Here is a 15210-nt window from a genome sequence, read left to right on the forward strand (position 1 = left end):
GGGACTCGCGTCGAAGGAAGGTGGCCACCGGAGGAGCCACGGGCGCATATCATTGAAGCGTGGCGGGTATACCCGGAGTCCTGGTCGCCGAGCAGCCCCATTACCTGCCGTGGGTTGATTTCTACGAGCAGGTGGCGCGCTCGGGCACCCTGCTGGTGCTGGACAACGTGCAGTGGCTGCGGCGCGGCTGGCAGCGGCGCACGCGGGTGGCACTGCCCGCCAACGTGCCCACTCCCCCGCCCACCGAGCCCGGCTTCCAGTGGCTGTCCATCCCCCTGGAGGACCCGCACCGGGACACGCTCATCCAGGACCTCGCGGTGGACACCCGCCAGCCGTGGGCGCGCAAGCACCTCCAGACGCTGGTGACGCTCTACGGGAAGCGGCCGTACTTCGGCACACAGGTGCTGCCGCTCCTGGAGCCCTTCTACGACGCGGCGGCGCGCGAGGGCGGGCCGGGCTCGCTGCTGCGGGTGCTGCTGGCGAGCATGGCGCTGTTCCATGAGCCGCTGGGCCTGCGGCCGAACATCGTCCTGGCCTCCACGCTGGAGCGCCAGGGCGACGACAAGACAGGCCGCCTGGTCGCGTACTGCCAGCAGGTGGGGGCCCACACGTACTACTCGGGCATGGGCTCGTCGCTGTACCTGAAGCTGGGCCTCTTCCGCGACGCGGACGTGCGCGTGCTGTGGCAGCGCTTCCGGCACCCGCCCTACGCGCAGGGCCGCGAGGGGCGCTTCGTGCACGGAATGTCCCTGGTGGACGTGCTGGCGAATGTTCCGGTGGACGAGGTGCGCCGGTGGTTGGAGCCCTCGCCCTGGGGCCCCTTCGCTCCTGCGCCCGGTGGCTCAGGCGGGGCCTGAAGCGGCCCTGTCCCTGTCGAAGCGCACGAAGTAGCTGCGCACCGCCGCGTCCAGCAGCTCGGGTGTCAGGCGCGGCTCCGTGCCCTGGTAGTGGGCCATGTCGATGACCTGGTCGAGCAAGTCCCGTGGCTGGCAGGCCGCGAAGGGACGCCCCACCGGGCGGTAGTGCGTGTCGATGAGGTGGTCCACCACCGACGCGTCGTACGCGACGCCCCGCTTGCGGCACATGAGCTGGAAGATTTCGTGGAACTGCTCCTCGTCCGGGCGCTGCACCTCCAGCTTGTAGCGGACGCGGCGCAGGAAGGCGTCGTCCACGAGGTCGCTCGGGTCCAGGTTGGTGGAGAAGGCGGCGAACACGTCGAAGGGCACCTGCACCTTCTTGCCGGTGTGCAGGGTGAGCAGGTCGATGTCGCTCTCCAGCGGGACGATCCACCGGTTGAGGAGGTCCTTCGGAGACACCTTCTGCCGGCCGAAGTCGTCGATGAGGAGCATCCCGTTGGTGGCCTTCATCTGGAACGGGGCCTCGTAGTACTTCACCTCCGGCGAGTAGACGAGGTCGAGCATCTCCAGCGTCAGCTCTCCGCCCACGACGACGAGCGGGCGCCGGCAGCGCACCCAGCGCCTGTCATACGCGGACGCGCCGTCGTCCTCCACCGTCTTGTGGAGGTTCGCGTCGAAGATGCGCACCACGAAGTCGTCGATGAGGATGGCGTGGGGGATGAAGATGTCCCCCTCGAAGCAGTTGACCATGCCCTGGCAGATGGCCGTCTTGCCGTTGCCGGGCGGGCCGTAGAAGAAGATGGCGCGGCCGGAGTTCATCGCCGGGCCGATGCCGTCGAAGATGTAGTCGCGGATGATGAGGTCGCCGAACTTGTCCTGCATCCTCGCGCGGGTGATGCGGTTGCCGCGGACGGTCTGCTTCTTCACCGCGGCCACCCACTCCTGGAAGGGCACGGGCGCCGGGCCGTTGTAGCGGTTGCGGTCGTTGATCTGCCGCAGCACGTCCGTCACGAACGGGGTGAGCTGGTAGATCATCGTCGACTTGCCCACGCCCGAGGCGCCACCGCCGCGGATGTCGACGTACTTCTGGCGGCGCAGGCCCTCGATGATGTCATCGACGATGGAGGTGGGGAGCTGGAGGCGGGCGGCCAGGTCCATGCCCCGCATCTCTCCGGCGGCGAAGAGGGCCTTGAGGACGAGTTCCTCCACGAAGGTCGCGGTGAGGCCCGTCTCCTCCAGGGTTCGCGGCTGCGTGGGCCAGTAGCGGTCTCCCTGCGCCGGGGGCATGGGGCCGTCGGAGCTCCGGCGCATGCCCCGGCGCTCGGGGCCCGTGTAGCCGGCGGCGGCGGGCGCGGAGCCTCGGCGATCGGGGCCCGTGTAGCCGGGGGCCTGGGGGGCGCGGCGGTCGGGGCCGGCGGGAGCGGCGCCGGGAGGTGGAGGCGCGCGGCGCTCGGGCGGGGCGGTGAGCGGGGATGCAGGGGCCGCTCGGCGCTCGGGGATGAGTGCGTCCGGGGAGACGACGACGGAGCGGCGCTCGGTGTCGATGTCGGCGCCCTCTTCCGGAGGACGCGGGGCCGCGGGGGGCGGACGGGGAGGGAGTGCCTGCGTGGCGCCGGTGAGCCCCGGGCGCGGGCGCGGCGGGCTGGAGAGCACCGGGGTGGGGGCGGGAGCCTGTACCGCGGGCGTCTCCACGGGAGTGACGCTGCGGTTCGAATCGTCCTCCGGCTGACCTGCGGCCGGGGGGGACGGCCTCCTGAACAGGGACATTCGTGCTCGCTCGAGGGTGTTTGCGCGAGCCTACCGCATTGCTCCGGTTTGAACGAAACACGGAGGTGACGGAGTGGGCGGGGGTTTCTGCTTCACTGTGTGCTTTCCATATTTCCTGGTTTCGCCCTATCAAGCGTACGCCTTCCGCCCCCGCGGAGGGTGGCCTCGCGTGGCGCGTCCGTCCGAGCCCTCCGCGGTCGCAGTGCATCCCCCCTCCCCCGGAGACACAGCCGTGAACCGACTCCAGTCCCTTCTCGCCCTGCCCCTGCTGCTGCTCGGCACCGCGGCGGCGGCCCAGACGTCCCCCGTCATCACCTTCAACGCCAACTGGAGCCTCAGCGAGTCCGCGCCTCTGGTTGCCGGCGGCGAGGTCCAGATCGCCTACGACGCCGCCCGTCTGCCGCAGTGCCGCACCACGCTGCCGGACGGCACCCCGAACTGGAGCATCACCGGCCACTACCGCCTCAACAACGGCACCCCGGGCAGCTTCGACGTCGCGGGCCAGCCGTCCACCGGCGCCGCGCCGGTCATCGCCCTGCCCGAGGCCGGCGCGCTGGAGGTGTGGTTCCGCGTGAATGGCACGGACTGCGAGCAGTATGACTCGAACTACGGGACGAACTTCCGCTTCACCGTCCACCCGGCCGGCACCGCCGTGCCCCCCACCATCGTGTTCCAGGAGGGCTGGGTGGAGTACGTCGCCGGCACGCTGAAATCGGGCCAGCCGCTCGTGGTGGACTACGACATCGACCGGCTCCCCGAGTGCCGGCTCCTCTACAACGGCGCTCCCACCTGGGATGTGGCGGTGCACTACCGCTTCGACAACGGGCCCGTCACCAAGACGAGCGTGACGGCGGTCTCCGGCTACAGCCGGCGTGGCGTGCCGGTAACGCTCAACGCTCCGGCCGGGGCTCGCTCCGTGACGATGTGGTTCGAGAACTGGGACCGCGGCTCCTGCGTGCGCTGGGACTCCTACTACGGCGCGAACTACACCTTCTGGTTGCAGCAGCCGTAGGCCGGGCCCGTGAACGGATGCCGGCATCGAAGCCGCGCCGGTGTCCCGTCCGCCTCCCCGTCTTCCGTGAGGCGGGGAGGCACATGGGAGTGGCGCCGGGAAGCGGGCGCGGGTGTTAACTTCGGCGCATGAGCTTCTTCCAGGACCCGCCGAGGCTTGGGAATCAGTACGACGACGACGCGCTCTTGCAGAGCTACCTGGCGCGCACCCTGCCTGAAGACTTGCGCCGCTCGCTCACGGACGAGTTCCGCGAGCTGGGTGACCTGGGCGGGAACCATTTCTACCAGTTCCAGCTCCGGGACCGGCTGAACGAGCCCGTGCTGACGCAGTGGGATGCATGGGGCCAGCGCATCGACCACATCGAGGTCTCCCCGCTGTGGAAGGAGGCCGAGGCCCTGTCCGCGCGGCGCGGGCTGGTGGCGACGGCGTACGAGCAGAAGAGCGCCGAGCTCAGCCGCGTGCACCAGTTCGTCCTGAACTACCTCGTGCAGGCGTCGCTCGACGTGTACTCGTGCCCGCTGGCGATGACGGACGGCGCGGCCCGCTCGCTGCTCATGCTGGGGAACCAGGCGCTGATCGACCGCGCCCTGCCCCATCTGACCTCGCGCGACCCGGCGACGTTCTGGACGTCCGGCCAGTGGATGACCGAGCGGACCGGAGGCTCGGACGTGGGCCTGACGCAGACGGTGGCGCGGCAGTCTCCGGAGGGGTGGCGGCTGTACGGGACGAAGTGGTTCACCTCCGCGACGACGGCGCAGATGGCGCTGACGCTGGCGCGCCCCGAGGGGAACGGCCCCGGTGGCAAGGGGCTGGCGATCTTCTACGTGGAGACCCGGGACGCCGCGGGGAAGCTGAACGGCATCCAGATCAACCGGCTGAAGGACAAGCTGGGGACGCGGAAGGTGCCCACGGCGGAGCTGACGCTGGATGGGACGCTGGCCATTCCGGTGGCGGGGCTGACGGACGGCATCAAGAACATGGCGTGGATGCTGAACGTGACGCGCACGTGGAATGCCACGGGCTCGGCATGGAGCATGCGCCGGGCGCTGGCGCTGGCGCGCGACTACGCACAGCGGCGGGTGCAGTTCGGAGCGAAGCTGTCGGAGAAGCCGCTGCACATGGACACGCTGGCGGGCCTGGAGGCGGAGTTCCAGGCGGGGTTCCTCCTGGCCTTCCGCGCGGTGGAGCTGCTGGGACGGCTGGAGGCGAAGGTGGCCACGGAGCAGGACCTGCTGCTGCAACGGCTGGTGACGCCGCTGGCGAAGCTGACGACGGGGCGCCAGGTGGTGCACGTCACCTCGGAGGTCTCCGAAGCGTTCGGCGGCGCGGGGTACGTGGAGGACACGGGCGTGCCGCGCATTCAGGCGGACGCTCAGGTCCTGTCCATCTGGGAGGGCACGACGAACGTGCTGTCGCTGGATGCGCTGCGGGCGCTGGCGAAGGAAGGCACGCTGGAGGCGTTCTTCCACGAGGTGGAGGGGCGGCTCGCGCAGGTGCGCGATTCGGGCCTGCGGCCCTGTGTGGACGCGGCGAACAACGCGCTGGAGCACGCACGGGCGTGGGTGGCTGGGGCGATGGGGAATCCCGCGACGCTGGAGGCCGGGGCCCGGCGGTTCTCACTGACGCTGGGACGGACCCTGGAACTGGCGCTGCTGAGCGATCATGCGCAGTGGTGCCTCGATAATGGGCACGGGCCGCGAAGCAAGGCGGCGGCGCGGCGGTTCGCGCAGCATGGCGTGGATCTCATCCGGGATGAGATGGACTTGGATGATGCGCAGCTGCTGGGGTGAATCGGGCTGGTCGTGCCACCTTCCCTGACGGAGGTGCACGCGCAGCACCGCCACTGAATCATTCTTCTTGGAGCTGAGCGGGCACGAACACGTAGTACTGCTTGAACATGTACGGGTCCGACCCCTGCGGCCACGCGAACGCGAGCGCACGCTCGCAGAGTCGTGGCGCCACGACACCGTCCGCCCGGCACTCCCCCTGGGCTTGTTCTCCCCCCAACGCAAGCGTCAACGTGAGTGCATGCAGCCTTGCTGGGGGATCCTTTGAGAAGCTCTCCCGGAGTAGTGGCTCCAGGTGATTCAGGACCTGTGCATGGAAGGCCTTGTCGGGGCTGAAGCCCGGCGGAGCCTGGCCGCGAACTCCCGTGGCCCCCTCGTGGACGAGAAATCCCCCCACAGCCAGCGTGCCTTGCCGCCTGGGGCTCGCGAGCGCGCTGCCGATCGCGAACCCGTACTGTGCAACCCATTCAACAACCGCGGTCAGCAGTGCACTGTCTCGGCTCGTGTCGACACCGATGCTGCCGGAATAGAGAGACTTCATCGGGGTTCCGTCGACCTCACAGGAGAAGTCCAGCGCGGCAACGAAACGGCCATTCATCTGAATGACCTTGGTGGCCAGCGTTCTCAGTGAGAGTGAGCGAGTCCCCAGCCGGACCCTGTCCGCCTCCGCTGAGGCCGCGATCTCGTTGCGCGAAAGCAACGCCGCGAGCTGCTTCGCGGCCAGCCGCGCGAGCTCCTCATCCGTGAGCTGCTCCGATGTGGACGAGGCGGGTTGGGACTGGCCCGACCGGACCGGCATGTTCGAGTCCATGGATTTGAGGATGACAATGATGATGCTTCCAGCCGCCAGGGAGGCAATCAGCCAAAGGAGCTTCCGCGACGTGCGCATGGGTTCAAACTCTAGCTTCGACTCCGCGGCATTCACCATCCCCCGGCACCGGTGCATGAAATGGGCGCGCAGGTCTTCGCGGCCTGGGAGCCCTCTGGCGCGCCCTCAGCTGGAGCGACACCTCACATCCCTCGCTGCTCTGACGTCCCCGCATGCGCCGCGACGCACGTGCGTCCACGGTGAACGCAGCCCCACCTCCAGAACCTCGGTGGGAACAGGACTCCAGAGTGTTACGCGGTGAACGCTGTTGGCCCCGGGGTTGCTACTGCAACCCCGCATGATCTCCACCACGCTCACCATCAAGAATGACTCGGGCTGTCCCATGGACAACCGGGGGACGCCGAACAACAAGGACGGACACATCGAGGGCAGCGCGCCCGCCACGAGCATCCCCTCGGGCGGCAGCACCTCCTTCGACGTCCAGCAGAACAACTCCCTGTCCCCTGGCCCCGAGGGCTCCGTCACCTACAAGCTCGAGACGGGCAACGAGCAGGTCTCCCTCACCTTCAACTGGATGTACTCCAGCGGCCCGAACCACCCCGAGTCCTATTCCGGCACGTCGAGCCAGTCCTTCGTGAGCGTGAGCACCCAGACCACGGACGGCTCGGGTGACCACCACGCCGTCACCTACTCCGTGAAGCTCGCCCCCCGCGCCCCCAATGAGTGGGACATGGTCTGGGCCCTCTCCGTGGGCCTCATCGACAAGCAGCTCCACGACCTCCAGTACTACGGCCTCATCCCCTCCCGATTCACCCAGCCGCAGAACCCCTCCGCCCCGGCGGGCAGCGCGGACGCCTGGTCCCAGCTCATCGTGACGGCCATGGCCGCGCCCACCGTGCAGGTCCCCGATGACGCGACCACCCACCTGGACCTGTACCTGCCCCTGACCACCGCGACCCTCCAGTACGTGGACGGCGGCCAGCAGCAGACGCTCTCGCTGTCGGGCACCACCGTCATCGTGTCGCTGGACCTCTCCCAGGCCCAGGTGACGGCCCCCAGCACCCTGGCCGCCACGACCGAGGCGAAGCAGCACCTCCAGGGACTCATGTCCCTCAACTACGGCGTCTACCGCCTCCTCCTGGACCTGACCCAGCCCGCGCTGTTCCGCTCACTGCGCGTCGTGAACACGGCCACCAACGCCGCCGTGCCGCTCTCCTCCGCCGCCCAGAGCACGCTCCAGTCCACCCTCGCCGGGCTGAGGCAGATGGACGTGGCGTACACCGTGAAGGCCCCGGGCAAGCCCGCCAGCATCGAGCCCACGCTCGCGGTGGCGCGCACCACCCGCTACGCCTCGGACGGGGACTTCAGCACCCTGAACGTCTGCATGATGACCCGCGGCCGCGCGGAGCCGACGTGGAACTCGCGCTACACGTTCAAGGCCCCCATGGCCGCCACCACCAACCCGGACGGCAGCCCCGCGGAGGCCAAGGCGCGCATGTACCTGAGCCAGGACACCCTGGGCGAGGGCTACTTCGTGCCCACCGTGCTGCCCGCCATCCTGGAGGCCTCGGGCATCGGGGGGACCATCAGCCGCATGGCGCCGCTCGTGTACCGGTGCGGCGGCTCCCGGAACAACGGCAACCTGAATGACGGACGAGGCGAGTTCGTCCAGGTCAACAACGGCTTCGACCAGTACGTCTACGGCGCCGAGAGCATCCTCTTCCAGACCCTCCCCAGCGTCCAACCGAACCAGAGCGTCGTCATCTCCCTCACGGGCCAGTTCCAGGTGGTCGCCGAGGTCAGCCAGTATCCGCTGGACACCTTCGGCATCGGCCTGAAGGACCGCCTGGGCACCGCCACGTACGTGCAGCCGTGGACGGGCACCATCACCCTCTCCGCAGGCGACAAGGGCACGCTCGTCACCGACGTCAGCATCACCCTGGGCCAGGCCCCCGCCCCCGACGTCGACAAGACGCTGGACGGCTGGGTCTTCAACGCGCTGGACGCGCTGTTCAACTGGACCACCACCACGCCCCAGGCCGGCATCACCCAGAAGGTCCAGGAGTTCGCCAACACGCTCGCGAGCACCTTCCGGGACAACGCCTCCATGTGCCTGGACGCCTCGGACTGCGTGGTGCTGCCCACCGGCGCGCCGTACCTCTACAGCCAGCTCGTGTTCAATCAGGACGGCGCCATCCAGGTGGACGTCTCCTTCCCGGGCTGAGCACCGCCCTCCTCCTCCCCCTCTTCAACCCCTCTTGGAGCTCTCATGTCACAGGGCAACCTGACTGGCTCGGCGTCCGTCTCTTCCAGCCTGATGTACAACTACCTGGCCGCCACCTCCGTGGACGCGTCGTACCCGCTGGCCACGGCGGAGGACGCGGGCGGCGCCCCGCTCCTCTTCAGCGTGGGCGCGTCCAGCGCGGACAGCAGCCGCAAGACGCTGTGGGTGATGTTGCGCGACACCACGGTGCAGACCGGGTGGCGCCAGCTGGAGCTGAGCCCGGACACCACCCGGGACGTCCAGTGCTACGCGGTCATCCAGGCGCGGTCGGGAGAAATCATCCTGGCCGTGGCCATGGACGACGGCGCGGGCGGCAGCCGCGTCTTCGTCTCTCCCGCGCTGGTCCCCACCACCGACGGAAGCCCCTGGAGCACGCTCGCCTCCGCGTGGGTCCAGCGACAGGGTAGCCCCGCCGGCGCACCCGTCCTGCGGCTGCTGCTGGGCGACTTCACGAACGCCCAGCAGGTCCCGCTGCTCATCGCCGAAGTGAAGACTTCAACGGGAAGCGTGGGCCGCTACTTCGTCGACGCGTCCACCTCCTCCGTCAGCAACGCCTGGTCCAACTGGTCACCGCCGCAGGACGTGAAGACGCTGCACGACGTCGTCATCGGCAGCGCCTCCATCACCGGCGATACGTACCGCGGCACCTGGACGCTCTACGATGACAACTCCGGCAAGCGGTGCCTCACCTTCACCAGCCTGCTCGACTCGCACTCCACCAGCCACACGCTGTCGGTACAGGCCCCCTCCGGAGCGCGCTGCCTCTGGGCGCTGCCGGACCCGCGCAACAGCGGGCTCAGCGCCCTCTATGTCGGCGGAGACGGCCTGTGGTGGTTCCCGTCCACCGGCCTGAAGAACGCCAAGAGCGCCGCGCTGGCCATCGCCTCGTCCGACCTGCTCCCCGGCGTCTCCGCGGTGCTGGCCCACCAGGACGCCTCGCGCGTCTCCGTCTGGGCCGTGGACAGCAGCCAGCGGCTGTTCTGCGTCAGCAACGCGGTGGGCGCCACCGAGGGCTGGTCCGCCCCCCTCCAGCAAGCCGAGCACGTGGCCCACCTGGCCGCGCGCCGCAACCAGAAGCGCTCCGCCAGCGAGCTGTTCCTCTCCTCCACGGACAACAGCACCATCACCTACCTGTGGCAGGACCCCACCAGCACGAGCTGGCAGAACACCGACATGGTGCTGCCCTCCCCGGGCAATGGCCAGCAGTTCGCCTGCTACACCACCGTGGTGCGCTTCACCGACACGCAGGGCGCTCCCCTCATCGGGCAGACGGTGCAGCTCAACGCCTCCGAGTGGGCCCACGTCCTGGTGAACGGGTACTGGACGGACCTGGACACCTCCACGCCGGTGGAGGTGAAGACGGACAGCTCGGGCACGGTGACGCTCATCAACAAGGTGTCCGACGTGGGCACCCCCATGTACCGCATCAGCGCGTCCTTCCTCGCCGAGCCCGTGACGGCCGACCCCAGCGCGGAGCTGCGCGCGAACCTGGCCCAGAAGCTCCAGGCCAGCGACCTGTCGGACTGGAAGAAGCAGGACGGCACGCCCGTGGTGCCCCCCGGCACGGACCCCGCCCTCGTCTCGCAGATCCAGGACTCGCTCAAGCAGCTCATGGCCAACATGGACAGCCTGCCGGCGGACGGCTCCGCCGCGCCCGCTCCGTCCTCCACGGCCCCCTCCGCCCCCGCGCCCAAGGCCCAGGCGCTCGTGGTGCGGCCCATGTCCTTCAGCGTTCTGGGCGACGTGGGCAACGCCATTGAGACGGCGGCCGGCGACGTGCTCCAGGCGCTGGAGAGCGCCGCGGGCGCCGTCTACGAGTACGTCATCCAGCCCGTGGCCAGCGCGGCCAGCAACCTGCTCCAGTTCTTCGTGAAGATTGGCGAGCAGGTCCTCACCTTCGTCATCCGCACCCTCTCCGAGGCGCTCCAGCTCATCAGCTGGCTGTTCCAGCAGCTCACGGTGCTCATCGGCGACCTCATCAGCCTGCTCGGGTTCCTCTTCTCCTGGGGCGACATCCTCAACACCCAGAGGCTGCTGGAGACCATGACCCAGGACGTCATCCTCTGGGCGGGCGGCACGCTGAAGGAGGCGGGGCCCGCCATCGGCGCGTTCTTCGACTCGCTCATCGCCGGGTGGGACGACGTCGTCACCCAGGCCATGGGCCTGCAGGACGTGAGCCTGGGCCAGGTGACGATGCAGGCGCAGAGCTCGGCGTCGTCCGGGCAGCAGTCCGCCCTCTCGTGCCTGAACACCAGCCCGGGCGGCACGTTCTCCACGTACCAGGTCACCCATGGCGGGCTCGCGGACACCGAGCTCAGTCCGTCCGAGAACCCGCTTGTCCAGGCGGTGCTCGACTTCGCCCAGACGGCGGTGGCCATCCTCGGAGACGTCGCCGGCACGGTGAAGGAGGTGCTTGGCAACCTCCAGAAGATGCTCCAGCAGGGCACCTTCACGCTGAAGGGCTTCGTGGAGCTGCTGGCCGGCGAGGCCGTGCAGGCGCTGCTGCTGGCGGCCAGGGACCTGCTGGTGGGCCTGTGCGCCGTGGTGACGGACATCGCCCAGGCCATGGTGCAGGACCTGCTCCTGCGCCCGGTGAACATCCCGCTCATCTCCTGGCTCTACAAGGAGCTCACCGGCGAGGACTCGCTGACGATGCTGGGCGCGCTCTGCCTGCTCGCGGCCATCCCGGTAACCATCGTCTACAAGCTGCTCACGGGCGAGGCGCCGGTCCAGGAGCAGGAGGTGGCGCAGCTGAAGCAGGCGGACTCGAGGGCGAAGCTGATGCCCTGGCGGGCGCGCCCGACGTCATTCCTGGCGCTGGACGCGCAGGACACGGACAGCGTGGCCCAGAGCGAGGCGGCCGTCCGCTACTCACACGTGGGCGGACTCGCCGGGGTCATGGCCTCGTTCTTCTACCCCTTGTTCCTCGCCGCCATGGCGGACTTCAAGAAGTTCCGCATGAGGGACACAAAGCTGGAGTGCCTCATCTCGACGATGCAGGCGTCGATGACGGCCATCGGCGTGGCGGGGACCTTCCCCTTCGATGACGACCCGTCCCAGCAGAAGCTGGACCGGGCCCTCTGGGGCGTCAGCCTGGCGGAGGCGGTGACCACGAGCTGCGCGGCCCTGCTGGGCTGGGCCGCGTACTCGGGGCGTGGGCCGACGAAGGCGATAGAGGTCGTGGGCAAGCTGATGGGCGGGCTCGACACGCTGCTGCTGGGCCTGGTCTCCCTGGTGGGCTTCGTCGTCGCCGTGTGGAGCTACGTGAAGGAGATAACCGCGGATGGCAGTGCGTCGGTGCCCTACCACACCGTCCTCAGCGACACGGAGAAGCTCTTCGCCAACCTCTCCCGCAACACGGGCGTGGGGCTGGAGTCCTTCGCCGGCTTCTCCGAGCAGGTGGAGGCGCTCGCCGTCGCGGTGGTCTTCGAGCTGACGGCCTTCGGACTCGACGGCCTGCGGTGGGCCGCGTCCGTCCTGGCCACCACCGTGAAGGACGTGGAGGGGAAGCTCTTCCAGCCCACCTGACGCGCCACTCACGCCTGGGAAAGGGACTGAACGCGCCGTGTCTTCACGTTCGTCACCTTTCCCGAGCGCTCCAGCACGCCCTGTCCCACGATGAACAGGGCGCCATGGATGTCCTTCCGGCACTGCTCGTACACGTCCGGCGGCACCACGAGGTTCGCGATTCCCGTCTCGTCCTCCAGGGAGATGAAGCAGAGGCCCTTCGCCGTCGGGGGCCTCTGCCGGCAGATGAGCATCCCTCCCACCGTCACCGGCCGCCCCGAGCGCACCTGCTTCAGCCCCTCCGCCGTCACCGCGCCCAGCTTCTTCAGCGTCGGCCGCAGCAGCTCCAGCGGGTGCTTCTCCAGCGACAGCCCCACCGTGTCGTAGTCCGCCACCACCCGCTCGAAGATGCCCATCGGTGGCAACTCCACCTCCGTGCCGTCCATCGACATCCCGAAGAACAGGTCATCCGAGTCCAGCGGCCCCAGCGCTTGAATCTCCCACAGCGCCTTGCGCCGCGAGCCACACAGCCCCGCCAGCGCTCCCGCCAGCGCCAGCCGCGTCAGCTCGTGCCTGGGAATCCGCGACCGCCTCGCCAGGTCTCCCACGTCCCGGAAGCCCTCCCCCTTCGCCGACTCCACCCGGCGCCCCGCGGACGCGCCCAGCCCCTTCACCATCCGCAGCCCCAGCCGCAGCGCCTTCCCGCCGTCCTCCAGCGTGCAGTCCCACGCCGAGTACCGCACGTCCACCGGCCGCACCTCCACCCCGTGCCGCTGCACGTCCGCCACCAGCGTGTGCGGCGCGTAGAAGCCCATCGGCTGCGAGTTCAGCAGCGCCGCCGTGAAGGCCGCCGGGTAGTGGCACTTCAGCCAGCTCGACGCATACGCAATCAGCGCGAAGCTCGCCGAGTGGCTCTCCGGGAACCCGTAGTGCGCGAAGCCACGAAAGTTGTCGAACCACTCCTCCGCCTGCCCCCGCGCGTACCCCCGGGAAACGCAGCCCTCCACGAAGCGGCCCCGGTACTGGAGCAGCATCGACTCCGCCCGCTTATGGCTCAACACCCGCCTGAGCCCGTCCGCCTCCCCCGCAGTGAAGCCCGCCGCCACCATGGCCAGCTTCATCGCCTGCTCCTGGAAGAGCGGCACCCCCAGCGTCTTCCCGAGAATCTCCTTCACCGCCTCGCTCGGGTACTCCACCTTCTCCAGCCCGTGCCTCCTCCTGAGGAACGGGTGCACCATGTTGCCCACAATCGGCCCCGGGCGGATGAGCGCAATCTCCACCACCAGGTCGTAGAACGTCCTCGGCCGCAGCCTCGGCAGCATGTTCATCTGCGCCCGGCTCTCGATTTGAAACACCCCCACCGAGTCCGCCTCGCACAGCATGTCGTAGACCTTCGGGTCCTCCGGCGGAATCGTCGCCAGGCACAGCTCCCGCCCGTGGTGCTCTCGAATCAACGCGAAGCACTTCGACAGCGCCGTCAGCATCCCCAGCGCCAGCAGGTCCACCTTCAAGAGACCAATCGAGTTGATGTCATCCTTCTCCCACTGGATGACCGTGCGGCCCGGCATCGCCGCGTTCTCCACCGGCACCAGCTCCGTCAGCGGCTCGCGCGTAATCACGAAGCCGCCCACGTGGATGGACAGGTGTCTGGGAAAGCCCTCCAGCTCCATCGCCAGGGACAGCGTCTTCTGGACCCGGCCGTCAAAGGCAGACAGCCCCGCCTCCAGCAGCACCTCCGGCGTCACCTGGAAGCCATTGGCCGCCGACACCTTCGACAGCTTGTCCACCTGGTCCAATGACAGACCCAGCGCCTTGCCCGTCTCGCGCAGCGCCAGCCGGCCCCGGTAGCAGATGACCTCGCACACCATGCCCGCCCGGTGCCGGCCGTGCTTCTCGTAGACGTACTGGAGCACCTCCTCGCGCCGCTCGTGCTCGAAGTCCACGTCGATGTCCGGCGGCTCCTTGCGCTCCATGCTCAGGAAGCGCTCGAACAGGAGTCCCATCCGCACCGGGTCGATGGCGGTGATGCGCAGCGCGTAGCAGACCGCCGAGTTCGCCGCGCTCCCCCGCCCCTGGCAGAGAATCCCCCGCTCCCTCGCGAACTTCACGATGTCCCACAGCGACAGGAAGTACCCCGCGAAGTCCAGCGCGGCGATCAGCTTCAGCTCGTGCTCGATCTGCCGCACCACCTCCGGCGGCACACCTCCCGGATAGCGGAACGCGAGCCCCTCGTACGTGAGTGCCCGCAGGTGCTGGTTGGCCGTGCGGCCCTCGGGCAGGTCCTCCTCCGGGAAGCGGTAGTGCAGGTCATCCAGCGAGGCACGGCAGCGCGAGGCCAGCTCCACCGCCCGCTCCAGCGCCTCCGGCCGGTCCGCGAACAGCCGCCCCATCTCGTGCGGCCCCTTCAATGTCCGCTCCGCGTTGGGCAGCAGCCGCGTCCCCGCCTTGTCCACCGTCGTCCCGTGGCGGATGGACACCAGCACGTCCTGCAAGGGCTGCCGCCGGCGGTGGTGCGTGTGCACGTCGTTGTGCGCCACCAGCGGCACGCCCAGCTCCCGCGCCAGCCGGTCCGCCTGCGCCTCGCGCGCCGCGTCCCCCGCCGACAGCGTCCGGCACAGCCCCACGTGGAAGCGCTCCGGGAAGGCCTCCGCCAGCGAGGCCACCCGCTCCACCGGCGCCGGCTCGGGTAGCAGCGCGAGCAGCCCCGCGGACCGGTCCGCCAGCGCCCGCCACGGCAGCCCCGCCTCCCCCTTCGGGTGCGTCATCCGGCTCCGCGATACCAGGCCGCACAGGTTCGCGTAGCCGACCGCGTCCGCCGCGTAGACCACCACCGGAGGGGCGTCCTCCAGCGTCAGCTCGGCCCCGAGGATGAGCTTCAGGCCGTGCTCCTTCGCCGCCAGGTGCGCCTTCACCACCCCGTACAGCCCGTCCGCGTCCGTCAGCGCCAGCGCGCGCAGCCCGAGCCTCGCGGCCGTGGCCACCAGCTCCTCCGGATGGGAGGCCCCGCGCAGGAAGGAGAAGTTGGAGCGACAGACCAGCTCGGCGTAATCCACGACCGCCCAGGATACTGAGCGGGCGTTCAGGCGCTAGGTTGGATCCGCGCTCCGCGAGCGAGGAGACTTCATGGGTTGATGCGCGTGAGGACGATCCGCTCTCGCGGGAGGCGG

At 69.3% G+C, this 15210-nt stretch carries 8 protein-coding genes; 5 read left to right on the forward strand and 3 right to left on the reverse strand.

The genetic code is table 11. The features are described from left to right. The first annotated feature begins 59 nt into the window (after positions 1 to 59). Positions 60 to 857 carry a WbqC family protein gene (locus tag K8638_RS25840; RefSeq protein WP_223757288.1) on the forward strand — a complete coding sequence of 266 codons (798 nt, stop codon included), beginning with the start codon at positions 60 to 62 and terminating at the stop codon, positions 855 to 857. Here K8638_RS25840 and K8638_RS25845 read toward each other — a convergent pair. Beyond that, a complete protein-coding gene (locus K8638_RS25845) occupies positions 843 to 2624 on the reverse strand; it encodes an ATPase (protein WP_223757289.1) in 1782 nt (593 codons plus the stop codon). The two genes, K8638_RS25840 and K8638_RS25845, sit on opposite strands and share 15 nt — an antisense overlap. A gap of 232 nt (positions 2625 to 2856) precedes the next feature. Between K8638_RS25845 and K8638_RS25850 the strand changes: the two genes are divergently transcribed. Next, entirely contained in the window at positions 2857 to 3636 is a 780-nt protein-coding gene (locus K8638_RS25850) for a DUF6209 family protein (RefSeq protein WP_223757290.1), read from the forward strand. Positions 3637 to 3764: 128 nt separating this feature from the next. Further along, a complete protein-coding gene (locus K8638_RS25855; protein WP_223757291.1) occupies positions 3765 to 5426 on the forward strand; it encodes an acyl-CoA dehydrogenase family protein in 1662 nt (553 codons plus the stop codon). A 58-nt stretch (positions 5427 to 5484) separates the two neighbouring features. On the opposite strand, the gene K8638_RS25860 is transcribed toward K8638_RS25855, so the two are convergent. Then, positions 5485 to 6312, reverse strand: coding sequence for a DUF6348 family protein (locus tag K8638_RS25860; RefSeq protein ID WP_223757292.1), 828 nt, complete (start codon positions 6310 to 6312; stop codon positions 5485 to 5487). 277 nt (positions 6313 to 6589) lie between these two features. Between K8638_RS25860 and K8638_RS25865 the strand changes: the two genes are divergently transcribed. Both K8638_RS25865 and K8638_RS25870 read left to right on the forward strand, forming a co-directional pair. Beyond that, complete coding sequence (locus K8638_RS25865) at positions 6590 to 8476, forward strand: hypothetical protein (protein ID WP_223757293.1); 1887 nt, start codon at positions 6590 to 6592, stop codon at positions 8474 to 8476. A gap of 45 nt (positions 8477 to 8521) precedes the next feature. Next, positions 8522 to 12064, forward strand: coding sequence for a hypothetical protein (locus K8638_RS25870; protein ID WP_223757294.1), 3543 nt, complete (start codon positions 8522 to 8524; stop codon positions 12062 to 12064). An 8-nt stretch (positions 12065 to 12072) separates the two neighbouring features. Here the strand turns inward: K8638_RS25870 and K8638_RS25875 are convergent, their stop codons facing one another. Then, positions 12073 to 15096, reverse strand: coding sequence for an error-prone DNA polymerase (locus tag K8638_RS25875; RefSeq protein WP_223757295.1), 3024 nt, complete (start codon positions 15094 to 15096; stop codon positions 12073 to 12075). Positions 15097 to 15210: the final 114 nt, after the last annotated feature.

This window comes from Myxococcus sp. RHSTA-1-4 (genome assembly GCF_020037125.1).
Classification (GTDB): domain Bacteria; phylum Myxococcota; class Myxococcia; order Myxococcales; family Myxococcaceae; genus Myxococcus.

Excerpts from the sequence above, each read along its gene's own strand:
- K8638_RS25860 (WP_223757292.1), bottom strand. The coding sequence starts at position 6,312 with ATGCGCACGTCGCGGAAGCTCCTTTGGCTGATTGCCTCCCTGGCGGCT.
- K8638_RS25865 (WP_223757293.1), top strand. The coding sequence starts at position 6,590 with ATGATCTCCACCACGCTCACCATCAAGAATGACTCGGGCTGTCCCATG.
- K8638_RS25845 (WP_223757289.1), bottom strand. The coding sequence starts at position 2,624 with ATGTCCCTGTTCAGGAGGCCGTCCCCCCCGGCCGCAGGTCAGCCGGAG.
- K8638_RS25855 (WP_223757291.1), top strand. The coding sequence starts at position 3,765 with ATGAGCTTCTTCCAGGACCCGCCGAGGCTTGGGAATCAGTACGACGAC.
- K8638_RS25870 (WP_223757294.1), top strand. The coding sequence starts at position 8,522 with ATGTCACAGGGCAACCTGACTGGCTCGGCGTCCGTCTCTTCCAGCCTG.